The sequence below is a fragment of the Pengzhenrongella phosphoraccumulans genome (genome assembly GCF_045689905.1).
In the GTDB taxonomy this organism is placed as follows: domain Bacteria; phylum Actinomycetota; class Actinomycetes; order Actinomycetales; family Cellulomonadaceae; genus Pengzhenrongella; species Pengzhenrongella phosphoraccumulans.
Genome location: NZ_CP144210.1, coordinates 1,603,168 through 1,627,459 on the forward strand (window position 1 = coordinate 1,603,168; position 24,292 = coordinate 1,627,459).

Below are 24,292 nucleotides of genomic sequence, written 5' to 3' on the forward strand. Positions count from 1 at the left end.
CGGTGGCACACTCGGCCCATGTCCTCAGCGCCGAGCGTCTCCTCGTCCATCACCGCCCGGCTCGAGGTCGAGGCCCGCCCGACGGCGGTCAGCGAGCTCACCACGGCGATCGAGCGCGCGGGCGGCATCGTGACCGCGCTCGACGTCACGTCGTCGGCCCATGAGCGCATCACGGTCGACGTCACGTGCGCGACGCGCGGCGAGCAGCACGCGGCCGAGATCGTCGACGCGCTGCGCGTGCTGCCGGGCGTCGTCGTCGACCGGGTGAGCGACCGGACCTTCCTGCTGCACCTGGGCGGCAAGCTCTCGATCGAGTCGAAGGTGCCGCTGCGCACGCGCGACGACCTGTCGATGGTCTACACGCCCGGCGTCGCCCGCGTCTGCGAGGCGATCGCGGCCCACCCCGAGGACGCGCGCCGCCTGACCATCAAGCGCAACACCGTCGCGGTCGTCACCGACGGCACGGCCGTGCTCGGCCTGGGCAACCTCGGCCCGCTCGCCGCGCTGCCGGTGATGGAGGGCAAGGCGGTGCTGTTCAAGCGGTTCGCCGGGATCGACGCGTTCCCCATCGCGCTCGACACGACCGACGTCGACCAGATCGTCGAGACGGTCGTCGCGATCGCCCCGGTGTTCGCCGGGATCAACCTCGAGGACATCTCCGCGCCGCGCTGCTTCGAGATCGAGCGGCGCCTGCGCGAGCGGCTGGACATCCCCGTGTTCCACGACGACCAGCACGGCACCGCGATCGTGGTCGTCGCCGCGCTCACCAACGCGTTGCGGGTCGTCGACAAGCAGCTGCCCGACGTGAAGATCCTTCTCTCGGGCGCGGGCGCCGCCGGCACCGCGGTCCTCAAGCTGCTGCTCGCGGCGGGGGCGCGCGACGTGGTGGTGGCCGACGTCGACGGGGTCGTGCACGCAGGCCGCCCCGGGCTGGCGCCGCAGCTGGTCTGGACCGCCGAGAACACGAACCCGCGCGGCGTGACCGGCACGCTGGTCGGTGCCCTCGCCGGGATGGACGTGTTCATCGGGGTGTCCGCCCCCGACGTCATCACAGGCGACGACGTCGCGACGATGGCAGCCGACTCGATCGTGTTCGCGATGGCGAACCCGCGTCCCGAGGTGGACCCGGTCGACGCCGCCGTGCACGCCGCCGTCGTCGGCACCGGCCGGTCCGACTTCGCCAATCAGATCAACAACGTGCTGGCGTTCCCGGGCGTCTTCCGCGGCCTGCTCGACGCGCGCTCGCACCAGATCACGGAGTCGATGCTGCTAGCGGCGGCAACGGCCCTGGCGTCGGTCGTCACGGACGACGAGCTCAACGCGACCTACATCGTCCCGAGCGTCTTCCACCCGGATGTCACGACGGTCGTGGCCGCCGCGGTCGAGAAGGCCGCCCGCGACGAAGCCTGAGTCAGCGAAGCCTGAGTCAGCGAAGCCTGAATCAGCGGGGCCTGAATCAGCGGGGCCAGGCGCCTCGGATGTACTGGGGCTGCCAGCCGGCCTCGTTGACACCGACGCCCAGCTCGTGGGCCGCGCGCAGCGGGAACATCGGGTCGCGCAGCGCGGCCCGGCCGAGGAAGACGGCGTCCGCGGCGCCGTCGACCAGCACCTGCTCGGCCTGGTGCGCCGTCGTGATCAGCCCGACGGCGCCCACGGGGAGCCCGGAACCCTCGCGCACCGCCCGGGCGGCCGGGACCTGGTAGCCCGGTCCGAGCGGGATCTCGGCGGGCACGTTGCCGCCCGAGGACACGTCGACGAGGTCGACCCCGTGCGCGGCTAGCTCCTTGGCGACCTGGGTCACCTCGTCGACCGTGAGGCCGCCGGCGGTCCAGTCCGTCGCCGAGAACCGCACGAAGACCGGCTTGTCCGCGGGCCAGACGGCGCGAACGGCGTCGACCACCTCGACGACGAGCCGCGCGCGGTTCTCGAGCGAGCCGCCGTACTCGTCGGTGCGGTCGTTGGACAGCGGCGACAGGAACTCGTGCAGCAGGTACCCGTGCGCGGCGTGGATCTCCACGACGTCGAACCCGGCGGCCTCCGCCCGCGCCGCGGCCGCGGCGAACGCGGCCGGCAGAGCGGCGATCTGGATGGCCGTCATGGCCACCGGCGGGGCGTACCCCGGGAACGGCGAAGCGGACGGGGCGAGCGACTGCCAGCCGCCGTCGGCCACCGGGACCGACCCGCGACCGGGCGACCACGGCAGCTGCGTCGAGGCCTTGCGCCCCGCGTGCGCGAGCTGGATGCCGATGCGCGTGCCGCGCGCGTGCACGAAGTCGACGATGCGAGCCCACGCGACGGCCTGCTCGTCGGACCACAGGCCCACGTCCTGCGCGGTGATCCGCCCCTCGGGCACCACCGCGGCTGCCTCGGCGAGCACGAGAGCGAACCCGCCGGCGGCGCGCGCACCGAGGTGCATGAGGTGCCAGTCGTTCGGCATCCCGTCGATCGCGGAGTACTGGCACATGGGCGCGAGCCAGATCCGATGGGCGAACGTGGTGCCACGCAGGGTCAGGGGCTCGAACAGTTGACTGGTCACACTTGAGCAACCTACGCATCCCCAGAGCCCATTCCCGGGCCTTGGTCCCGACAGGACCAGCCCGACATAGGGGACCCTGGGACGGTGCTGAACATGAGCGAGACCATGGACTACCAGGTCCACTACGCCGCGACGAAGGTCGCCGGGACGCGACGCCCGGTCGCCTATCTCGTGCAGTCGGCGCTCGCCGGCTCGTACATCGGCATCGCCGTGGTGCTCATGGTGAGCGCCGCCGGCGGGCTGTACGTCGGTGGGTCGGCGTGGACCAAGCTGGTGTCGGGTCTCGTCTTCGGGGTCGCGCTCACGCTGGTCTTCGCGGCCGGCGGCGAGCTCGCGACGTCGAACATGATGACCCTCACCCAGGGCGCAATCGGCAAGACGATCGGGTGGCGGCCCGCAGCCGGGACGCTCGCGTTCTCGTTCGTCGGGAACCTGGTCGGGGCGTTCATCTTCGCGTTCATGGTCCACTCGTCGGGCGTGCTCGCCCCGAGACCCCCGCCGGGAAGATGCTCGCGGGCATGCTCGCGACCAAAGCGGAGGAGCCGAGCAGCCAGCTGTTCTGGCGCGGCGTGCTCTGCAACATGCTGGTGTGCCTCGCGATGTGGTCGGCGGCGCGGCTGCGCTCCGAGGGTGCCCAGCTCTTCGTGATCTTCTGGTGCCTGCTCGCCTTCATCACCTCGGGCTTCGAGCACGTGGTCGCGAACATGACGACGTTCTCCCTCGGGCTCCTCGCCGGCCTGCCGGGCGCCACGCTCGCGGAGTTCGGGCACAACCTCCTCTTCGTCGGCCTGGGCAACCTGGTGGGCGGGGCCGTCGTCGTGGGCGTCGCCTACGCCGTCGTGGCCGGTCGCCGCACCCTTCCCGTCGTCCCCGCGCCGGTCGTCCCCGCGCCGGCCGCGCTCGCCGACCGCACGTCCTGATCGCCGCCTCCCCGGACCGACCGTGAGCGGTAGTTATGCTGCCCATCGTCGGAGCCGCACCTCAGGGCACCGCCACGCCGCCGCGAACGGAGCACCGATGAGCACCCCCGAGCAGCCGCAGGTCCCGAGCCCAGAACCCGCAGGCTCGCCGCTGACAGACCCGCCCGCACCCGAGCCCGGCCAGGGCTTCGCCCCCGTCACCGCCCCGGACGAGAACCTCACGGACGAGGCACCGCGTCGCGACCGCGAGGACCGCACCCCGAGCGACGACCGCACCCCGAGCGGCGACGCGTTCCCGGTCCCGACCGGACCGCGCACCACCGGGTTCGGCGGGCACGTGCTCGGCACCCTCGTGGGCTTCGCGCTGGCGCTGGTCGCCGGGTGCTTCCTCGTGCTGGGCCAGTCGCGCATCCTGGCCCAGGGGGTCGGCCGGTCCGACGTCACGCCCGAGACGCTCGGGATCGTGCTGGTCTCGATCGGAGTCCTCGTCGCGGGCGCGATCGTCCTCGCGGGCGTGTGGACGCCCACGGCGCCGCTGACCGGCGGGCTGGTCCTGATCGCCCTCGGCGCGGCCTACCTGTTCGCCCCGTACCAGGCCCACCGGGAGACCGTGCGCCTGATCTCGACCGAGCAGAACCACCTCACGGTGGTCAACTCGATCACCGCGGCGACGACCGGCGGCCTGTTCCTCACCGGCATCCTGCTGCTCGCGGCCGCGACCGCGCTGTCGCTCGCGCGCCGCCGCGGACTGGCTCTCGGAGCCTTCCGCGAACAGGCCCGCGAGTCCTGACCGCGCACTAGAGTCGCCCCCAGCGGGTCGGTAGACCCGAGATCACGCACCATTGACGCTGCGCGCTGGAGGAACTTGTGACCCATGACGCCTCGACCTCAACCGGCCCGGACAACACGACGCAGGAGCTGCGCTTCCCGCCGGCCCCGGCTTTCGCTGCTCAGGCCAACGCGACCCCGGAGGTCTACGCCTCGGCCACCGCGGACCCGGAGCGGTTCTGGGCGGAGCAGGCCCGCGGCCTGATCAGCTGGCACACGCCGTTCACCGAGGTGCTCGACTGGTCGAAGGCCCCGGTCGCGCGCTGGTTCGCCGACGGCTCGCTGAACGCCTGCTACAACGCCGTCGACCGGCACGTCGAGGCCGGCAAAGGCGACCGGGTCGCGATCTACTTCGAGGGCGAGCCCGGCGACACGCGGGCGATCACCTACGCGGACCTGCAGCGCGAGGTGTCCCGGGCCGCCAACGCGATCCAGGCGCTCGGCGTCACGACCGGCGACCGGGTCGCGGTCTACCTCCCGATGATCCCCGAGGCCGTCATCTCGCTGCTCGCGTGCGCCCGGATCGGCGCGCTGCACTCGGTCGTGTTCGGCGGCTTCTCCGCCGAGGCGCTGCACTCCCGGATCGAGGATGCCGAGGCCAAGCTCGTCATCACGGCCGACGGCGGCTACCGGCGCGGCTCCGCGGTCGCGCTCAAGCCGGCGGTGGACGACGCGCTCGCGAAGGGCGCCCCGTCCGTCGCGCACGTGCTCGTCGTGCGCCGTACCGGCCAGGACACCGCCTGGACCGACGGTCGCGACGTCTGGTGGGACGAGGCGCTCGCCGCGGCGTCCGACCAGCACACCCCGGTCTGGGTCGAGGCCGAGCACCCGCTGTTCATCCTCTACACGTCCGGGACGACCGGGAAGCCGAAGGGCATTCTGCACACGACCGGCGGCTACCTCACGCAGGCGGCGTACACGCACCTCAACGTCTTCGACCTCAAGCCCGCGACCGACGTGTACTGGTGCACGGCCGACGTCGGCTGGGTCACCGGGCACACGTACGTCGCCTACGCGCCGCTCGTGAACGGCGCGACCCAGGTGATCTACGAGGGCACCCCGGACACCCCGACCCGCGCGCGCTGGTGGGAGATCATCGCGAAGTACAAGGTCTCGATCCTGTACACCGCCCCCACCGCGATCCGGACCTGCATGAAGTGGGGCGAGGAGTACCCCGCGGCGCACGACCTGTCGTCGCTGCGCGTGCTCGGCAGCGTCGGGGAGTCGATCAACCCCGCGGCGTGGACCTGGTACCGCCGGGTCATCGGCTCGGACGTGACCCCGATCGTGGACACGTGGTGGCAGACCGAGACCGGCGCCATGATGATCTCCCCGCTGCCCGGGATCACGTCGCTCAAGCCCGGCTCGGCCCAGACCCCGCTGCCCGGGATCAGCGCCGACGTCGTCGACGACGAGGCCCACCCCGTGCCCGACGGCGGCAGCGGCTACCTCGTGGTGTCCCGGCCGTGGCCCGCGATGCTGCGCGGGATCTGGGGCGACCCGGAGCGGTTCCAGGACACCTACTGGTCGCGGTTCGCCGGGCTCTACTTCGCGGGCGACGGTGCGAAGAAGGACCTGGACGGCGACATCTGGCTGCTCGGCCGGGTCGACGACGTGATGAACGTGTCCGGCCACCGGTTGAGCACGGCCGAGATCGAGTCGGCGCTGGTCTCGCATCCGTCGGTGGCCGAGGCCGCCGTCGTCGGCGCGTCGGACGAGACGACCGGGCAGGTCGTCGTCGCGTTCGTGATCCTGCGCGGCGGGATCGAGGAGGACGGCGACACGGTGGAGACGCTGCGCACGCACGTCGCCAAGGAGATCGGGCCGATCGCGAAGCCGAAGCGGATCCTGGTGGTCCAGGAGCTGCCCAAGACCCGCTCGGGCAAGATCATGCGCCGGCTGCTGCGCGACATCGCGGAGCACCGCACGGTCGGGGACGCCACCACCCTGGCCGACTCGTCGGTGATGGATCTGATCGCGAAGGGCCTGGACAAGCCGGCGATCCCCACCTCGCGCTGACGTCCGTCGGCCGTTAAGTCGCTGGCGGTCAGTTCGCTGGTGTGGCGCGAGTTCGCTGGTCTGAACCGGCGAACTCGCGCACGAACAGCGAACTGACCGCTCGACGCGTGCGCGTCAGAACGTCAGGAGGCGGCGCAGGTTGCGGACCGCTTCGCGGCCGGCGTGGGCGGCGCCGATCGTGCTTGCGCTCGGGCCGTAGCCCACGAGCTGCAGGCGCGGATCGGCGACCACCTGCGTGCCGTCCATCACGATCCCGCCGCCCCGGGTCCGCAGCCCGAGCGGTGCGAGGTGGCCCAGGTCCGCACGGAAGCCGGTCGCCCACAGCAGCACGTCCGCACGCAGGTGGGCCGGGGCCGGCGGCACCAGGCTCGGGTCCCACACGACGCCGTCGGGCACGATGCGGTCGAACATCGGCAGCGGGACCAGCACGCCGGCGTCGATCCCGCGCTGGTACACCTCGGTGAGCGGCAGGCCGGTCACGCCGACCACGCTCTGGGGCGGCAGTCCGGCCCGGGTCCGCGCATCGACCTGCGCGACGGCGGCCCGCCCCCACTCCTCGTCGAACGGGCGCGTCAGGAACTCGGGGGCTCGGCGGGTGACCCACGTGGTGGTGGTGATCTCCGCGAGCTGCAGCAGGAGCTGGACCGCCGACGTGCCACCACCGATGACGACGACGTGCCGACCGAGGTAGTCCGCGGCCGACCGCAGGTCACGGCCGTGCAGCTGTTCTCCCGCGAACGTCTCGCGGCCCGGGTACGCCGGCCAGAACGGACGCTGCCAGGTGCCGGTCGCGTTGATGACCGCGCGGGTGAGCCACTCGCCGTCGGGCGTCTCCACGGCGAGCAGACCACCGGGCCCGCCGACGTCGCGCACGGCCCGGACCCGCACCGGCCGCAGCACGGGCAGCTCGAGCGCACGCTCGTACTCGGCGAAGTAGCGCGCGACGGCGACGGACGCACGCTCCTCGGGATCCCCGGCGGGCAGCGGCCGACCGGGCAGCTGGTGCACGCCGTGCGCGTCCTGCATCCGCAACCAGTCCCAGCGGCGACGCCACGCACCCCCGGGCGCCGGAGCGTCGTCGAGCACCACGAAGCCGCCGGCGGCCGCAGCCCGACCGGGTCCGCGGGGCGCGAGGCCGGCACGGCGCAGGTAGTACGCCGCCGAGAGCCCCGCCTGGCCGGCCCCGATCACGACGACGTCGACGCGCGTGCCGTGGGAGTCCTTCATCCGATCAACGGTGCCACGACCGGTGGGCGAACGACGAACCGTCCCTCGGCCGCGCGCTCCCGTGATGGGATGGAGGCCATGATGTCCCCGCTGCCCGTCACCCTCCGAGGCCCGATCTCTGCTCCGGCGGCCGCCGCGATCCGTGACCTGGCCGGCCGGGCCGCCGCGACCGACGGCGTCGCCCCCCTCTCCGAGCAGCCCCTGCTGCGCCTGATCGCCCCCGGTGACGACGGCACGGCCGACGACACGGTGCACCTTCTCGCCTATGACGGCGCCGCCGCCGACAGCGCCAGCAGCGGCGCGCTCGTCGGGTACGCGCAGCTCGACCTCGGCGCGCCCGGGGCTGCGGGCCTCGAGCTCGTGGTCGATCCCGCGGCCCGGCGCCGCGGGATCGGGCGGGGGCTCCTGGACGCTGCTCGCGCGCTGGCCGCCGACGGGCCCGAGGACCCGGACGGACGCCGTTTCACGGTCTGGGCGCACGGCGACCTGCCGGCGGCGCGCGCCCTGGCGGCGGGCGCGGGCCTCGGCGTCGTCCGCGAGCTGTGGCTCATGAGCCTCGATCTCACCGGGTGGCCCGCCGCCGAGCCGGCGCCGCGGCCGCGGGGCGTCGTCGTGCGCGCGTTCGTGCCCGGCCGGGACGAGGACGAGTGGCGGCGAGCCAACGCGAGGGCGTTCGCGAGCCACCCCGAGCAGGGACGGATCACCCGGCAGGACCTCGACGCGCGGATGGCCGAGCCGTGGTTCGACCCCGCCGGCTTCCTGCTCGCCGAGCGCGACGGCGTCCTGCTCGGGTCGGTGTGGACCAAGGTGCACCTCGCGGACGGGACCCAGCCGGCGGCCGGCGAGATCTACGTCATCAGCGTCGACCCGGACGCCCAGGGGCTGGGGCTCGGGGGCGCCCTGCTGCACGAGGGGCTCGACCACCTGGCTCGCCGCGGACTCACGCGCGCCATCCTGTACTGCGACGCCGACAACGAGATCGCGATCCGCGCCTACACCCGCGTCGGCTTCAGGCGCGCGGGGGTGGACGTGCAGTTCGGGTAGACGCGCAGTTCGGGTAGACGCGCAGTTCGGGCTGCAGTTTCGGACGACGCCGGGCGCGGCACCTCCCGTTCACCCATCGGTGGCACCATGGGCGCATGAGTGAACCGACCGCCCGTCCCCGGACTTCGAAGACTCGCCGGCCGCCGATCGCCGCTGCCCCCGGACCCGTCCCCGCCGTGGCGCAGGCCCGCGAGGCGACCAGCGACGTGCGCGCCGTGCTGGACGTCGCCGCGGCGCTCCCGGAGGACCGGTTCAGTGATCGTGAGCTCAGTTGGCTCGCCTTCAACCAGCGGGTCCTCGAGCTCGCCGAGGACCCGCACCAGCCGCTGCTCGAGCGCGTGCGGTTCCTGGCGATCTTCGCGTCCAACCTCGACGAGTTCTTCATGGTCCGGGTGGCGGGCCTGAAACGACGCATCGCGACCGGGCTGGCCGTGACGGCGGCGTCGGGCCTGAGCCCCCGCCAGGTGCTCGAGGTCATCGGCGAGCGGTCGCACGAGCTGATGGACCGCCACGCGCGGGTGTTCTCCGAGCAGGTCCAGCCGGCCCTGGCCGCCGAAGGCATCACGCTCGTGCACTGGGACGACCTGGCGCAGACGGAGCACGAACGGCTGCAGAAGTTCTTCCGCAAGCAGATCTTCCCGGTGCTCACGCCGCTCGCCGTCGACCCCGCCCACCCGTTCCCGTACATCTCCGGGCTCTCGCTCAACCTGGCCGTCGTCGTGCTCAACCCCGCGACGGGCAAGGAGCACTTCGCACGCGTCAAGGTGCCACCGCTGCTGCCGCGGTTCATCGCCGTGGACGCGCGCGGCCGGCCGAGCGCGCCGGGCGGCCCGGGTGCGCAGGCCGAGTCCACGAAGATCAGCCCGATGTCGTTCGTCCCCGTCGAGGACGTCATCGCCCAGCACCTCGACCAGCTGTTCCCGGGGATGGAGATCGTCGAGCACCACACGTTCCGGGTCACCCGCAACGAGGACGTGGAGGTCGAGGAGGACGACGCCGAGAACCTCCTGCAGGCGATGGAGAAGGAGCTGCTGCGGCGCCGGTTCGGGCCGCCGGTGCGCCTCGAGCTCGCCGAGCAGATCCAGCCGCGCATCCGGGACCTGCTCGTACGCGAGCTGGGCGTCACCGAGGAGGAGGTCTACGAGCTGCCCGCCCCGCTCGACCTGACCGGCCTCAACCTCATCGCCGACCTCGACCGCGCCGACCTGAGCTTCCCGCGGTTCGTGCCGGCCACGCACCGCCAGCTCGCCGAGGTGGAGAGCGCCAAGCCCACCGACGTGTTCGCCGCGATCCGCGAGGGCGACATCCTGCTGCACCACCCGTACGACTCCTTCTCGACGTCGGTCCAGACCTTCCTGGCGCAGGCCGCCGCGGACCCGAACGTGCTCGCGATCAAGCAGACCCTGTACCGGACCTCGGGCGACTCGCCCATCATCGACGCCCTGGTCGACGCGGCCGAGGCGGGCAAGCAGGTGCTCGCCCTGGTCGAGATCAAGGCGCGGTTCGACGAGCAGGCCAACATCTCGTGGGCCCGCAAGCTCGAGCAGGCCGGGGTGCACGTCGTGTACGGCATCGTCGGGCTCAAGACACACTGCAAGCTGAGCCTCGTGGTCCGCCAGGAGTCCGACGGGCTGCGGCGCTACTGCCACGTGGGTACGGGCAACTACAACCCGAAGACCGCGCGGCTGTACACCGACCACGGGCTGCTCACCTGCGACCTCGACGTCGGTCAGGACCTGACCCGGCTGTTCAACCAGCTCAGCGGGTACGCGCCCAAGTCGCGGTTCCACCGGCTGCTGGTCGCGCCGCGCTCGCTGCGCCCCGGCCTCATCGAACGGATCGACCGCGAGGCCGCCGCTCAGGTCGGGGGTCGACCTGCCTGGATCAAGATCAAGGTGAACTCGATCGTCGACGAGTCGGTGATCGACGCGCTGTACCGGGCCTCCCAGGTGGGGGTGCCGATCGAGCTCGTCGTGCGCGGGATCTGCGCGCTGCGCCCCGGCGTCCCGGGCCTGAGCGAGACCATCCAGGTGCGCTCGATCCTCGGCCGGTTCCTCGAGCACTCCCGGATCTTCGCGTTCGCGGACTCCTCCGGCGACGGCCCCGAGGTGTTCATCGGATCCGCCGACCTGATGCACCGCAACCTCGAGCGGCGCGTCGAGGCCCTCATCCGGATCGTCGACCCCGAGCAGATCGCCGAGCTGATCGACCTCAACGACCGGGCGATGAGCGACGACACCTCGTCGTGGCACCTGCACGCCGACGGATCCTGGGTGCGCCACGCCCTGCGCGAGGACGGCACGCCGCTCTCCGACCTGCAGGCCTGGCACATCGCGCAACGCCGCCGCCCGGCCCGCGCGCGGTGAGCAGCTCCGGACCGCGCCAGCCGCCCGTGATGGCCGCCGGCGCGTTGGTATGGCGTACCGGCTCGGAGTCGCTCGAGGTGCTGCTGGTGCACCGACCGCGCTACCAGGACTGGTCGTGGCCCAAGGGAAAGGTCGACCCCGGTGAGTCGCTGCCGGCCGCAGGTGTGCGCGAGGTGAGCGAAGAGACCGGGCACGACGTCGTCCTCGGCATGCCCCTGCCGGGACTGCGGTACCGGCTCACGGACGGCCGGATCAAGCGCGTGCGGCTGTGGTCGGCTCGCGTGGTGGGTGAGGCGGACGCGCCGGCGCACGCCGCCCGCGTCCCGGTCACCCCGGCCAGCGTCGAGGAGATCGACGACATCGAGTGGATGAGCGTCGAGAAGGCCTCACAGACCCTCACCCGCGCCGACGACCGCATCCCACTCACCGAGCTCGTCTCGCTGCACGAGAAGGGGCGGCTCGACACCACCGTGCTCGCCGTGGCGCGGCACGCGAAGGCGCAGACCCGCGCGTCCTGGCACGGTGACGAGACCGACCGCCCGCTGACCGGCCCCGGCCGCGCGCAGGCCGAGTCGCTCGTCCCTGTCCTCGCCGCGTTCGGCATCCGCGAGGTCGTCACGAGCGCCTGGGAGCGCTGCGCACGGACGATCGAGCCGTATGCGCGCGCGGCCGGGATCGAGCCGGGTTACTCGGACCTGACGGAGGCGGCGCACGAGCGGTCCCCGAGCAAGGTCGCCGGCGAGGTGTGGCGGCTGCTCCAGTCGGGTCAGGACGTCGTCATGTGCACGCACCGGCCGGTGCTCCCGACCGTGCTCGACGTGCTCGGGCAGCACTCGCGCCGGTCAGTGGCCAGCACGCTGCCCACGAAGGACCCGTACCTGCAGCCGGGCCAGGTGCTCGTCTCGCACATCGGCCAGACCGCCAAGGGCCCCCGTGTCCTGGGCGTCGAGCTCCACCGTCCCGCTGCCCCGACGCGCGGCTGAACCCCCCGGGTTCTCGGCGCTCGGGGGCGACGCGGGCTGGTCCCCGGTCGTCCGGCCCCGCCAGACGCGGCTCTCGGGGAGTCTGACGGGGTGCGCGCACACCGGTCCCTGAAGCCGTGAGCGCCGGCGGATGTGCTCGAGGAATGTGGTCGACGGGCCACCCACAGGCATCCTTTCCGAATACCAATCCACAGGTTTCTGTGCGTTGTTCTTTGTCCACATCCCCTGCCCGACGACGGGGCGTGGAATGTCGGTGGCCCCGGTTAGTGTGAGTTGCATCGGAAATGGTGAGGGTTCACCGGTTCTGAGGCAGCAGGGGTATTCCTGACGAGCGGTGACGGGGGGGTGTGAGATGACCTTTGAAGAGGACGAGCGCGCGTCGTCGCGGCCGGCTGGACCCACTCCGCCAGCCGCCGCGCAGCAGCCTGCGTCCACGCCGCCAGCTATCCCGCCGGGCGCGTCGACGCCCGCGCGCACCTCTCCGCTCAACACCGGGTCGTCGTCCCAGCCGCCCACGCCGCCGGCCTCGTCGTCATCGGTGTCGTCGTCATCGGTGTCGTCGGTGTGGCTGGCGGAGCAGATGGCGGTGATCCGGGCGAAGGTGGATGCGTTGGCGGAGGTGTCGCCGCGGGATCTGGACGGGGCCGGGGCGTTGGAGTTGTTCGACGTGGTGTTTGAGCTGTCGGACCGGTTGCAGGCCATCGCCACCCGTGCGCTGCCCGTGGTCGAGTCCGACGTGCCGTGGAACGCCAACGGCGCCCGGACGTTCCCGACGTGGTTGGCCCGCCGTGCGCACCTGACCTATGCGAAGGCCAAGCGGATGACGCGCCTGGCCCACGCCCTGCGCGACGAGCTGCCGTTGACCGCGGCGGCGGTGGTCACCGGGGGTGAGGGGCGGGTCAGTGTGGAGCAGGCCGAGATCCTGACCACGGCCGCGGCGACCAGCGACCTGCGCCGTCAGGTGTTGTCCGACCCCGCACTCCCCGGTGGGGGAACGGTTCCTGCTGGACCAGGCCGCGCAGGTCAGCGCCGACACGCTGCGCATGCTCGCCCGCCGCTGGGCCGCGGCCGCGGACCCGGAGGCGGACGAGCGCGGGTACACCGGCGCCACCGAGCGGGAGTTCTTCGACATCTCCGCCACCACCGGGGGGTGCCACCTCTCGGGCTTCCTCACCACTGAGCACGGCCAAGGACTGCTGGTCGCGTTGCAGGCCGTGCAAGGCGTCCCGGCGGCCGGGGATGACCGCACCGCGTCGCAGCGGCGCGCGGGTGCGTTGTCGGACCTGGCCCGGTTGACGTTGGACCAGGGCCTGACCGGCAAAGGCGCCTCCGTGCGCCCGCACATCAGCGTGCTGGTGGACTACCCGACCCTGATCGCCATGACCACCCGCGCCGGGGTGACCCACCTGCTCGACCCCACCCTGCACCCCACCGACTGCGACCAGGTGGACCCGGCCCTGCTGTTCCCGCCACCGGCACCCGGCGGACTCCTCGACCCCGGGCTGCTCGACCAAGGCCTGCTCGACCCCGCGGGGCACGTCCCCGGTGTGCTCGACCCTGCACGGACCCACGGGTCGTCGCTGGTGCCGGAGGTGCTGCGTCCGGCGGTGTTCGAGGACGGGCAGCTGGTCCCGCGCGTCGTACTGGACCGACTGCTGTGCGACGCGGAGATCAGCCGGTTCATGTTCAGCCCGGACTCGCAGCTCATCAATATCGGTCGCGCCAAACGCACCTTCACCGGCCAATTACGTCGCGCGATCATCGCCCGCGACAAACACTGTCAATACCCCGGTTGCACCGCGCCCCCGCGCATGTGCGAATGCCACCACTCCATTCAATGGTTCCGTGATCACGGTGACACCGATGCCACCACGGGGGTGTTGTTGTGCTGGCACCACCACGACCACACCCACGACCACAACATCGAGATCACCTGGACACCGACCGGGTGGCGATTCACCGACCGCCACGGCGTCGTCATCCGCCGCTGACCCGACGCCCCGCTGCACCCTGGACGCACGATCCCCCGACGGATTACTGCGTGCTGTCGACCGACGGTGTCTGCTACAGGAAGAGGCTGAAGATCGCGTACATGCCGGCGGCGACCAGTCCGGCCATCGGGATGGTGAGGATCCAGCCGATGCCGATGTTCTTCGCGACACCCCAGCGCACGGCCGACAGTCGCTTGGTCGCACCGACGCCCATGATCGCCGACGTGATGGTGTGCGTCGTCGAGATGGGGGCCTGGAACACGAAGGCCGTCGTGTAGAGCACCGACGCCGCAACGGTCTCGGCCACGAACCCGCGCGACGGGTCGAGCTCGATGATCTTTCGTCCGAGCGTGCGCATGATGCGCCACCCGCCGGAGTAGGTGCCCAGCGAGATCGCCGTCGCGGCCGCGAGCTTGACCCACAGCGGGATGTCGGAGCCGCTCGGCATCAGGCCGCCCGCGACGAGCGCCAGCACGATCACGCCCATGGTCTTCTGCGCGTCCTGCAGCCCGTGGCCCAGCGCCATCGCGGCCGCCGAGGCCGTCTGGGCGAGGCGGAACCGACGCATCGTCTTGGCCGGCGCCATGCTCCGCACGATCCACAGCACGCCGACCATGAGCAGGTACGCGAGCCCGAAGCCGACCAGCGGCGAAATGACCATCGGCAGGACGACCTTGTCGAGGATCACACTCCAGTGCACAGTGGTCGACGACGCGAGCCCGGCCCCGGTCAGCCCCCCGATGAGTGCGTGCGTCGACGACGACGACAGCCCGAGCCACCAGGTGATGAGGTTCCACGTGATCGCGCCGACCAGAGCGGCGAGCACGACCACCAGGCCCTGCACGCCCGAGTCGGACGAGATGTCGATGATGCCGGACCCGATGGTGAGCGCCACCCCGGTGCCGAGCAGCGCGCCGATGACGTTGAACACGGCCGCCATGACGAGCGCGACCCGCGGTGTCAGCGCACGGGTCGAGACCGAGGTGGCGATGGCGTTGGCGGCGTCATGAAACCCGTTGGTGTAGTCGAAACCGAGCGCGACAACGACCACGATCACGACAAGAACAAGCTCCACCGCTTCTCAGGACTCCTTGAGAGCGATGGTCTCGACGGCGTTGGCCACCGTCTCGAACGCGTCCACGGCATCCTCGAGCCGCTCGACTACCTCTTTGAGCTTCATCAGCTGAATCGGGTCGGTGACCTCGTCGAACAGCTGCCCGAGGAGCTCGCGGTGCACCTTGTCAGCCTGGTTCTCAAGACGGTTCACCTCGACCCAGTACGGCGGCAGATCGGCCATCGAGCGCAGCCGTGGCATCGCGTCGGCGGTCAGCTCGGCGGCCCGCTGCAGCACCTGCACCTGCTCGGACACCCGATCGGGCAGCGCATCGAGCTTGTACAGCACGATGAGGTCGCCGGCCTCCTCCATGTAGTCCATGCAGTCGTCGAGCGCCGAGGCGAGATTGGAGATGTCGTCCCGGTCGAACGGGGTCACGAACGTCTTGTTCAGGCGGTGCATGATCGCGTGCGTCGACTCGTCGGCGAGGTGCTCGACGTCCGCTAGCCGAGCTCCGATCGCGATCCGCGCCTGACGGTCCGCACCGAGAAGCTCGGCAAGGAGGTTGGCGCCGGTGATCAGGTGCTCAGCCGTCACGGCGAGCAGATCAAAGAACGACGTATCACGCGGGGTCAGGCGCATGCGCACTGGAGGGCTCCGAAGGGGGGACGCTGGGTCGCCCACAGGCTAGAGCAGCCGTCAGGTGAACACCTAACCAACACCAGATGAACTACGGATCATCCGGGTCACCAGAAAGAGTAAGAAGACGACGCCGGACCGGGAAGCGCCTGTCGGCGCGAAGGCCGCTCGAGGCGGCGATATGTGGAGCCCGGGGCTACCGCGGCCCGACGTCGTCGCAACACTCTACGCCAGCACCCCCGGATACCAGGGCTAGTCCAGTCGCCCCTGGCGCCACAGCTCGGCCGAAAGCTCGAGCTCCTCCGCCGTGCGGATGAGGGAGGACGCGCCCCGCGTGAGCCGCCGCGCGCCGTCCGGATCGACGTCGTCCACCCCGTCCGCGTCGAACGCGGCGCCCGTGGCCAGCACCCGGCAGAAGGCCGCGCCCCGCTCGAGGGCGACCGCGAGGTCGCCGGCGAAGACGCCCGACAGGACGGCGTCGGCGACGCGGCGGACGTCGTCGGGCCCGGGCGGCATGGCCACCCCGGCGACGACCCCGGGCACCTGCGCCGCGGCCGCGCCGGACCGGTACCGCTCGGCCACGGTCGCCGGGTCACGCCGCACCCACTCGCGCAGCACGTAGAGCCGCCACAGCGCCCCGGGCAGCGTGCCGGCAGGGCTGTCGGCCCATAGCGCGGCAAGCTCGTCGAGCCCCTCGGCCTCGACGAGGCGCACGAGCCGTTCGACGACCTCGGGGTCCTCGGACGCCCGGGCCCGGTGCACGATGGCGCCCGCGGTCGTGTGGGCGATCTCCGAGCGCAGGGCCGGATCACTGTCCCCGGGGAGCTCGTCCGCGGCACGCGGGTCGAGCATCGCCGGGCGGCGTGGCCTGCTCGGTGTCGGGCGTGGATCACTCATCGTGCGACCTTGCCTGGAGTCATGGTCCCCATTCTCCCCGAAGAGCCCGGGTCAGCCCCGATGACACCCGGTACGGCCCACCGGGTCGTCGCGCTAGGAGCGCCAGGTCGCCCGGCGGCCCGCGGCGGCGCGGATCGCCTCGACCTTCGTCGCGGCGAGCCGCGGCGGCACTCGGCGGAACACGTCTGGCAGGTCGTCACGGGTGACGACCAACGCGGCGTCGGGCCTCCGGGTTGGCGCGAAGACCACCGCATCGAGGACGATCACCGCACGCACCTCGACCACCAGGCCGGCGGCCGCGCCGAGCAGGTGCTCCACGCGGGCCTGCTCGAGCTGCGCGTCCCGCAGGTAGTTGGTCGAACGGCCGTCCACGACGATCCCCGTCCGGCTCAGGCAGGCGACGGAGCCGGGATGCGCGTAAGACCGGATCGCGTAGACGCCGCCCGGTCCGATCAGGAGATGGTCGAGCAGCCCGCCCTGGAGCCCCACCGGCAGGTCGTGCAGCGCGAGCCAACCGACGGCCACGAGGCGCTCCAGCCTCGCCGCTATCCCCTCGTCGGCCGGGCTGACGGCGTCCGCGCGCGCGGTCTCGTCCCGACCGAACGCATCGAAGGCATCCAACGCGCGGCGCGGTTGCGGCAGCACCAGCTCGAGCACGTCAGCGCGTAGGTAGGCCTGCGCGGCGCGACGCACCGCACCCTCACCCGCCGGGTGGTCGACGACGACCTCGCCCGACGTCAGATCGATCCAGCCGACGCTCGCACCGGTGTCGGCGGTGACCACGAGCCGGTCAGCACCGAGACGGTTCCACCGGCGCACGGTGAGGGTCGAGGACATGCTGGTCCTATCGGCAGGTCCCGGCCTGAAGTTCACTGTTCAGCGCAGGCCGCTCCGCTGGTCAGACCCATAGTCACACCTTTGATCAGACGGCGGGGTCGGGTTCGAAGGTCAGCGAGACCGAGTTCATGCAGAAGCGGTCCCCCGTCGGGGTCTGCGGTGCGTCGTCGAACACGTGCCCGAGGTGCGATCCGCACGTCGCGCAACGCACCTCCGTGCGTACTGCGCCGAGGCTCCGGTCCTCGATGAGCTCGACCGCGTCGCCCGCGAGAGGCGAGTAGAAGCTCGGCCAGCCGCAGTGAGAGTCGAACTTCGTGTCGGAGCGGAACAGCTCCGCGCGGCATGCCCGGCACCGGTAGATGCCCTCGCGGTTCTCACCGAGCAGGGCCCCGGTCCAGGGTCGTTCGGTGCTCGCACGCCGCAGCACGCTGAACTCCTGCGGATTGAGCTCGAGCTGCCACTCGTCGTCGCTGCGTTGTACCGGGTAGGCGGCCATATGTGCGCTCCTTCGTCCGTTCGGGCGGGACCTCGTCGCGGAACCGTCGGGGACCCACGTGGTGTCAACCAGCCTCGGTCGACGGGGATTCCCCGGGCGGTCTGCCCCATTTTCGCCCGTGCCGAGCCTCACGCGCAGCGCCCGACCGTCGATGGGAGTGGCGCAATCGACAGCGCGGGTCACCCCGAAGCCCGCACCGAGGAAGCAGCGGCGTCCGGGGCCCGGCTCGTCGTCGTCCAGACCCTCGACGCCGCGGGGCGCTGCTGACCGGCGTCGACGTCACGAACGGTGGTATGCGAGTTCGCTGATCTGCGCCGAGCTCGCCGGTCTGAACCAGCGAACTCGGGCGAAATCAGCGAACTCGACGCACGGCCGGAGTCAGCGCGAGCGGCGGCGGCCGGCGTCCGAGCCGCGGGACATCTCGACGGCGCCGCTGCGGCCACCCGTCGTGGAGGTGTACATGACCGTCGAGCCACCCTGGGCGGGACGGCTGGCCCGCGCGGGCTGCCCTGCGCCGCGACCGGCGCCGGTACGGCCCTGACCGGCGGCTGCACCCTGACCGGAACCACCGGTGCCGGCGCCACCACGGCGCGGGCTGCGACCGGTGCTGCGACGGCCGCGACCCTGGCCGGCCGAGTCACCGCCACGCGAAGAACCCTGGTGCGGCACGGAGACGGGCGGCGCGGTCGGCATGACGATGTCGGCCACCTCGCCGACGAGCTTGGCGATGACCGGCGAGCCCGGTCCCACCCGCACGGGTGTGACGTTGATCTTGGCCTGACGCGTCAGGGTGCGGACGTCGCCCGCCTGCTCGGGGAGCATGACGGTGACGACGACGCCCTCGTGCCCGGCACGGGCGGTCCGACCCGAGCGGTGGAGGTAGGCCTTGTGCTCGGCGGGCGGGTCGACGTGCACCACGAGCTCGATGTCGTGCACATCGATGCCGCGCGCCGCGATGTCGGTCGCGCACATCACGCGCACCTCGCCCGCGGCGAACGCGGCGAGGTTGCGCTCGCGCGCCGGCTGGCTGAGGTTGCCGTGCAGGTCGACGGCGGGGATCCCGGCGGCGGTGAGCTGCTTGGCCAGCTTCTTCGCCTGGTGCTTGGTCCGCGTGAACAGCAGCCGGCGGCCGGTGCCGGACGCGAGCTCGTTCACCACGAGCCGCTTGGACTCGGCGTCGTGCACGGCGAGCACGTGGTGCGTCATCTTCTCGACCGGCGAGTCCGCCGAGTCGACCGAGTGGTGCAGCGGGTTCGTCAGGTAGCGCTTGACGATCATGTCGACGCCGTTGTCCAGCGTCGCGGAGAAGAGCAGCCGCTGGCCGACCTTCGGGGTCTGGTCCATGAGGCGCTTGACGCCGGGGAGGAAGCCGAGGTCGGCCATGTGGTCGGCCTCGTCGAGCACGGTGATCTCGACGCCCGCGAGGGAGACGAGCCGCTGCTTGATGAGGTCCTCGAGCCGGCCGGGGCACGCAACGAGGATGTCGATCCCGCCGTTGAGCGCCGAGACCTGGCGGCCCTGGGACACGCCGCCGAACACGGTGGTGACGCTCAGGTGCTGGGTCTTGGCGAGGGGCGCGATGACCTCCGCGATCTGGTTGGCGAGCTCGCGGGTCGGTGCCAGCACGAGCGCACGCGGACGGGCGGGCTTGCGCTGCCCCTTCGACGCGGCGAGCCGCGCGACCATCGGGATGGAGAACGCGAGGGTCTTGCCCGAGCCGGTACGGCCACGGCCGAGCACGTCGCGACCGAGCAGGGTGTCCGGCAGGGTGGCGGTCTGGATGGGGAACGGGGAGGTGATCCCGCTCTCCGCGAGGGAGCGCACGAGGGTCTCGGGCACACCAAGATCAGAGAACGTAGGCATGTAAAGGTCGCCTTTCCGGCGTTAGATGAGTCGGGGCTCGCCGCGTGAACTCGCAGGTGCTCCACGACGTCGGGGCTCGCAGAAAGCGGCCCACGGTCGACAAGTGTACCTGGCCGGGCACCCTGACCCGGTTTCATCCCATGATCTGCCGCATTTCACCCGCCAGCTGCTGCCCGCCGCGGCGGCCGGGACGATGGCGGGACAGGTCGAGGGAGCACCACGGGACGCGGCGGCATTCACCCGCGTGACCTGCTCACTTCCCGTTCCGCAGGGCCGATGTACCTGATGCGGAGCAGGGGATGCGGCGCCGTGCCGCTGGCCCGCGGACGGGAGGCGGACCGTGACTCACCGAACGACCGTGCTCGCCCTCTCTCCGAGCACGGGGGGCCCCTACTACGGGGAGGTCCTCAACGGGCTGACGCGTGAGCTCACCGCCGCTGGCGGTCGGGTCGTTCTCGTCCAGACGCTCGGTCCCGACGAGCGCTCCGAAGAGCTCGACGGGATCTCGTCCTACTCCACACCCGCCGCGTGGTCCGAGGTGGACGGCGCCGTGGCGATCACCGCCGCGGTCTCCGGTGCCTACCTGCAGCGCCTGCGCGACGCCGGGAAGCCGGTCGTCGTCGCGAGCGCGCGCATCGACGGGTTCGACGCACCGCTCGCGCTGCCCGACAACGACGCCGGCACCGTCGCCGCCGTCGAGCACCTGATCGCGCACGGCCACACCCGCATCGGCTTCGTCACGATCCCGCACCACTCCGACATCGACGACCGCCTTGCCGCCTACCGTCGCACGCTCGAGGCGCACGGACTGGAGTCGGGGCCCGAGCTCGAGTTCCTCGCCCCGCAGAACACAGCACTCGGCGGGGCCGAGGCCGCCGCGGCCGTGCTCGCTACCGCCGCGCCGCCGTCGGCCCTGATGGTGGCGACCGACCGCGCGGCAATCGGCCTCATGAACGCGCTCGCGAACGCGGGCCTGAGCATCCCGCGCGACCTGGCGATCATGTCCTTCGACAACATCGCGGCCGCGTCGTTCGCGACCCCGCCGCTGTCGAGCGTCAACCAGCGGTTCGACGAGGTCGGCGCGCTTGCCGGGCGGCTCGTGCTCGCCCAGATCCGCGGCGAGGCCGTTCCCTACGCCCCGCACGCCACCCCCGCGGCGGGGCTCGCCCTGCGCGGCTCGTGCGGCTGCGGGACCACCGGACGACCTGGCCCTCGGGGTGTGGACCTACGCGCCCCGCTGCACGCGGTCGGCGCCTCGACGCACGGCTCCGCGGTCACCGCGATCACCCACGCGCTCGAGGGCGCGCTGCTCACGGTCGGCGCCGCGAAAGCGGATCCGACGTCCGACGACGTCCGCGCGCTCGCTGTCGAGGTGGACCGGCTCCTCGGGGGCGGGACGACGCTGCCGTCGGCAACGACACTGCCGTCGGCGACGACACAGACCCTGGCGACCTCGCTGGACCTGATCGCCCCGGAACCGACCGTGCGGCGCCGCACCATCGGAGCGCTCACCGACTACCTCCAACGGACCGCGTCCGACCACGAGGCGCCGAGCTCCCCCACCTCGGCCGCGGCGGCGCGCGTCTCGGCGTCCCTGTGGCAGCTGCAGGCGCGGTCCTTCCGCGGGCAGACCGCCGAGCTCGAGGTCGCGCTCGACGAGCAGATCGCCGTCGACCAGGGGCTGCTCAGGTCCGGTGGGTCGAACCCGCGCCGGCTCGGGTGGCTGGCCGGCACGCACGTGCGGGCCGGGGTCCTGGCGCTCTGGGAGGACGAGCCGTCGTCGGGCAGGCTGCGGGTCGCGGGGTGCTACGACCGCGCGAACGTGCTCCCGGACCTTCTCGGCAGCGCGCTGACCACCCAACGCTTCCCGCCGACCCCGCTCATCGCGGCGGCTCGGGCGCCGGCCGGCGAGCTGTGCATCGTGGTGCCGGTCCGGACCGCCGAGCGCGACTGGGGGCTGCTCGCCGTCGTCGGCGCGATCGACACGACCTCCAGCCGGGAGACGTACCACCACTGGGCGGCCCTGCTGTGCGCATCCCTCGAGGCCGAGCAGCTCCAGCACGCGGTGCGCGCGAGCGAGGAGCGCTACGCGCTCGCAGCGCGAGCGACCAACGACGGGCTGTGGGAGTGGGACGCCCGCTCGCGCCGGGTGTTCCTCTCCGACCGCTGCTGCACGCTGCTCGGGCTCGCGCCCGACGCGTCGGGGGACCGCCTCGTCGAATGGCAGGAGCTCGTGCACCCCGACGACAGGGCCGAGATGCGCCGCGGGATGCGGACCGCCCCCCTCGGCCAGGACGAGTCGATCGACTCCGAGTACCGGGTCCGGATCGCCGACGGCACGTACCGGTGGATGCTCTCGCGCGCGCTCGGGGTGCGCTCGGGCGGGGGACCGGTCGAACGCATCGTCGGCTCGCTCTCCGACATCCACGATCGCCGGTCGCTCGAGGACCAGCTCCGCGAGCACGCCACGGTCGACCCCGTGACCGGGCTGCCGAACCGCCGACTCTTCCTCGACCGCCTCGGCAAGGCCGTCGCGCGGTGGCAGCGCGCGCGCGAGCCGTTCGCGGTGCTCTTCCTCGACCTCGACGGGTTCAAGGTCGTCAACGACTCGCTCGGGCACCAGATGGGCGACCGGCTGCTGCACGCCGTCGGCGCCCGGATCGAGCGAGAGCTGCGCTCGGTCGACACCGGCGCGCGGTTCGGCGGTGACGAGTTCGCGATCCTGCTGAGCAACGTCGCGCCCGACAACGTGCTCCAGGTGGCGCAGCGCGTGCAGGCCGCGCTGCTCGAGACCATCGAGCTCGACGGGCACGAGTTTGCGATCCAGGCCAGCCTCGGCGTCGCGACCAGCGCGATCGAGTACTCGTGCGCCGAGGACGTGCTGCGCGACGCCGACACGGCGATGTACCACGCCAAGGGGACCGAGCGCGGCACCGTGTCGTTCTTCGACGCGGCGATGCACGCGCACGCGGTGCACCAGCTGCGCCTGCACGCCGAGATCCGCAAGGGGCTCGACGAGCACCAGTTCGAGGTCCACTACCAACCGATCGTCAACCTCACGACCGGGCGCACCGACCGGTTCGAGGCATTGGTGCGCTGGCAGCACCCCGAACGCGGGATGCTGCTGCCCGAGGAGTTCCTGCCCCTCATGGACGAGGCGGGCCTGATCGTCCGGCTCGGCCACTGGATCATCGACGAGGTCTGCCGGCAGCTCGCCGAGTGGGGCCCGGGGGTCGTCAACGTCGCGGTCAACGTCTCGGATCGCGAGTTCTGGCACCCGGAGCTGCTGCCGCACATCCTGCGGAGCCTGGCGCGCCACGCCATCACCGCGGACCGCCTCACCCTCGAGATCACCGAGGGCGTCATCATGCGGCGACCGGAGATCGCGCGCCGCCTCCTGGGCGATCTGCACGACGCCGGCCTGCGCCTCCACATCGACGACTTCGGGACGGGGTACTCCTCGCTGGACTCGCTGCACAAGTTCCCCGTGGACGCGTTCAAGATCGACCGCTCGTTCATCCGCGGGCTGACGACCGGCGACCGCAAGTCCGAGCTCGTGCGCGTGATCGTCGCGATGGGCAAGGCGCTCGGCCTGGCCGTCGTCGCGGAGGGCGTCGAGACGCACGACCAGCTCACGTTCCTGCAGGAGATCGGCTGCGCCACCGGGCAGGGGTTCCTGTTCATGCCCGCCGTCGCGGGCGACTTTGCGACGGAGCTGCTCGGCCGCGTCCTCGGGAGCGAGCCGACCGAGGGCGCCATGCTGCAGCCCGTACGGTAGGCGCCGTGGGAGGAATCGGGGTCGCGCAGCTCGTGGGCGAGATCTGGCACCGGATCATCGCGATCCAACCCGCACCCTCCCGGACAGTCGTGCTGGTCGCGGCCGGGATCGCCGCGCTTCTCGTGCTCTCCCCCCGGACGTGGCCCGTCGTACGGCACGCGATCACGCTGGTCCACGAGGCGTCGCACGCGACCGTCGCTGTGCTGACCGGACGCCGGCTCGCCGGGATCCGGCTGCACTCGGACACCTCCGGGCTGACCGTGTCGGTGGGGCGACCGCGCGGTCCCGGGATGATCGCGACGGCGGCCGCCGGGTACGTCGGCCCGGGGGTGCTCGGGCTCGGTGCCGCCTGGCTCGCCTCGCGCGGGCATGCCGTGGCCGTGCTGTGGATCCTGCTGCTCCTGCTGGTCGGCGTGCTCGTCCAGATCCGCAACTGGTTCGGGCTGTGGTCGGTGCTCGTGACCGGGACCGCGCTGGTCGCCGTCACCTGGTGGGCGACGGGCCCCTGGCAGTCCGCGACCGCGTACGCGATCACGTGGTTCCTGCTGCTCGGCGCACCCCGACCTGTGGTCGAGCTGCGCGTGCGCCGCGGGGGCGGATCTGACGCCGACGTCCTGGCCCGGCTGACGCACGTGCCGGCGCTCGTCTGGGTGGCCTTCTTCGGCGCGGTGACCGTCGGTGCGGCCGTTCTGGGCGGGATTTTTCTCGTCGCGGCGAGCTCTGCCTGACAATTAGGACCTTTCCGGCGGTCCCGTTTTCGACCCCAGATGTCCCGTACTGTCGCCTCAGACACCCCTGGGTGGACGACCTTGCC

Annotated in this window: 18 protein-coding genes and 2 pseudogenes; 12 read left to right on the top strand and 8 right to left on the bottom strand. The window is 72.0% G+C overall.

Annotated features, from left to right (window positions below; genetic code table 11):
- Positions 1–18 precede the first annotated feature (18 nt).
- A complete protein-coding gene (locus tag VTA80_RS07435) occupies positions 19–1,410 on the top strand; it encodes an NAD-dependent malic enzyme (RefSeq protein ID WP_407344759.1) in 1,392 nt (463 codons plus the stop codon).
- A gap of 46 nt (positions 1,411–1,456) precedes the next feature.
- On the opposite strand, the gene VTA80_RS07440 is transcribed toward VTA80_RS07435, so the two are convergent.
- On the bottom strand, positions 1,457–2,536 hold the full coding sequence (locus tag VTA80_RS07440) for an NADH:flavin oxidoreductase/NADH oxidase (RefSeq protein WP_407344760.1): 1,080 nt from the start codon (positions 2,534–2,536) through the stop codon (positions 1,457–1,459).
- A 105-nt stretch (positions 2,537–2,641) separates the two neighbouring features.
- On the opposite strand from VTA80_RS07440, the pseudogene VTA80_RS07445 reads away from it, so the two are divergent.
- The 4 genes and pseudogenes from VTA80_RS07445 to acs form a co-directional block, all read left to right on the top strand.
- Positions 2,642–2,959: pseudogene (locus tag VTA80_RS07445) on the top strand (formate/nitrite transporter family protein); the annotation flags it as partial.
- A gap of 95 nt (positions 2,960–3,054) precedes the next feature.
- Complete coding sequence (locus tag VTA80_RS07450; RefSeq protein WP_407344761.1) at positions 3,055–3,456, top strand: formate/nitrite transporter family protein; 402 nt, start codon at positions 3,055–3,057, stop codon at positions 3,454–3,456.
- 97 nt (positions 3,457–3,553) lie between these two features.
- Positions 3,554–4,246 carry a hypothetical protein gene (locus VTA80_RS07455; RefSeq protein ID WP_407344762.1) on the top strand — a complete coding sequence of 231 codons (693 nt, stop codon included), beginning with the start codon at positions 3,554–3,556 and terminating at the stop codon, positions 4,244–4,246.
- A gap of 77 nt (positions 4,247–4,323) precedes the next feature.
- Positions 4,324–6,303 carry an acetate--CoA ligase gene (acs, locus tag VTA80_RS07460; RefSeq protein ID WP_407344763.1) on the top strand — a complete coding sequence of 660 codons (1,980 nt, stop codon included), beginning with the start codon at positions 4,324–4,326 and terminating at the stop codon, positions 6,301–6,303.
- Between the two features lie 114 nt (positions 6,304–6,417).
- On the opposite strand, the gene VTA80_RS07465 is transcribed toward acs, so the two are convergent.
- On the bottom strand, positions 6,418–7,530 hold the full coding sequence (locus VTA80_RS07465; protein WP_407344764.1) for an FAD-dependent oxidoreductase: 1,113 nt from the start codon (positions 7,528–7,530) through the stop codon (positions 6,418–6,420).
- Positions 7,531–7,611: 81 nt separating this feature from the next.
- Here VTA80_RS07465 and mshD point away from each other — a divergent pair, with 81 nt between their 5' ends.
- The 5 genes and pseudogenes from mshD (at position 7,612) to VTA80_RS07490 (ending at position 13,914) form a co-directional block, all read left to right on the top strand.
- Complete coding sequence (gene mshD, locus VTA80_RS07470) at positions 7,612–8,574, top strand: mycothiol synthase (RefSeq protein WP_407344765.1); 963 nt, start codon at positions 7,612–7,614, stop codon at positions 8,572–8,574.
- A 95-nt stretch (positions 8,575–8,669) separates the two neighbouring features.
- Positions 8,670–10,940 carry an RNA degradosome polyphosphate kinase gene (locus tag VTA80_RS07475; protein ID WP_407344766.1) on the top strand — a complete coding sequence of 757 codons (2,271 nt, stop codon included), beginning with the start codon at positions 8,670–8,672 and terminating at the stop codon, positions 10,938–10,940.
- The gene (locus VTA80_RS07480; protein ID WP_407344767.1) at positions 10,937–11,923 is read left to right on the top strand and encodes an NUDIX hydrolase; all 987 of its coding nucleotides are present in this window, start codon (positions 10,937–10,939) and stop codon (positions 11,921–11,923) included. Before VTA80_RS07475 ends, VTA80_RS07480 begins: the two co-directional genes overlap by 4 nt.
- Before the next feature lie 580 nt (positions 11,924–12,503).
- Positions 12,504–12,842 (top strand): annotated as a pseudogene (locus tag VTA80_RS07485) (DUF222 domain-containing protein); the annotation flags it as partial.
- Positions 12,843–12,909: 67 nt separating this feature from the next.
- Positions 12,910–13,914: a DUF222 domain-containing protein gene (locus tag VTA80_RS07490; protein WP_407344768.1), complete on the top strand. Its 1,005-nt coding sequence runs from the start codon at positions 12,910–12,912 to the stop codon at positions 13,912–13,914.
- A 73-nt stretch (positions 13,915–13,987) separates the two neighbouring features.
- On the opposite strand, the gene VTA80_RS07495 is transcribed toward VTA80_RS07490, so the two are convergent.
- The 6 genes from VTA80_RS07495 to VTA80_RS07520 form a co-directional block, all read right to left on the bottom strand.
- Positions 13,988–14,989, bottom strand: coding sequence for an inorganic phosphate transporter (locus VTA80_RS07495; RefSeq protein ID WP_407344769.1), 1,002 nt, complete (start codon positions 14,987–14,989; stop codon positions 13,988–13,990).
- 6 nt (positions 14,990–14,995) lie between these two features.
- Positions 14,996–15,616 carry a DUF47 domain-containing protein gene (locus VTA80_RS07500; RefSeq protein ID WP_407344770.1) on the bottom strand — a complete coding sequence of 207 codons (621 nt, stop codon included), beginning with the start codon at positions 15,614–15,616 and terminating at the stop codon, positions 14,996–14,998.
- Positions 15,617–15,859: 243 nt separating this feature from the next.
- Complete coding sequence (locus tag VTA80_RS07505; protein ID WP_407345722.1) at positions 15,860–16,459, bottom strand: hypothetical protein; 600 nt, start codon at positions 16,457–16,459, stop codon at positions 15,860–15,862.
- 138 nt (positions 16,460–16,597) lie between these two features.
- Positions 16,598–17,341, bottom strand: a complete 744-nt coding sequence (locus VTA80_RS07510) for a nuclease-related domain-containing protein (RefSeq protein WP_407344771.1) — start codon at positions 17,339–17,341, stop codon at positions 16,598–16,600.
- Positions 17,342–17,426: 85 nt separating this feature from the next.
- Complete coding sequence (msrB, locus tag VTA80_RS07515) at positions 17,427–17,837, bottom strand: peptide-methionine (R)-S-oxide reductase MsrB (RefSeq protein ID WP_407344772.1); 411 nt, start codon at positions 17,835–17,837, stop codon at positions 17,427–17,429.
- Positions 17,838–18,215: 378 nt separating this feature from the next.
- The gene (locus VTA80_RS07520) at positions 18,216–19,700 is read right to left on the bottom strand and encodes a DEAD/DEAH box helicase (RefSeq protein ID WP_407344773.1); all 1,485 of its coding nucleotides are present in this window, start codon (positions 19,698–19,700) and stop codon (positions 18,216–18,218) included.
- A gap of 340 nt (positions 19,701–20,040) precedes the next feature.
- Here VTA80_RS07520 and VTA80_RS07525 point away from each other — a divergent pair, with 340 nt between their 5' ends.
- Both VTA80_RS07525 and VTA80_RS07530 read left to right on the top strand, forming a co-directional pair.
- A complete protein-coding gene (locus VTA80_RS07525; protein WP_407344774.1) occupies positions 20,041–23,478 on the top strand; it encodes an EAL domain-containing protein in 3,438 nt (1,145 codons plus the stop codon).
- 5 nt (positions 23,479–23,483) lie between these two features.
- Positions 23,484–24,206: a M50 family metallopeptidase gene (locus VTA80_RS07530; protein ID WP_407344775.1), complete on the top strand. Its 723-nt coding sequence runs from the start codon at positions 23,484–23,486 to the stop codon at positions 24,204–24,206.
- Positions 24,207–24,292 lie beyond the last annotated feature (86 nt).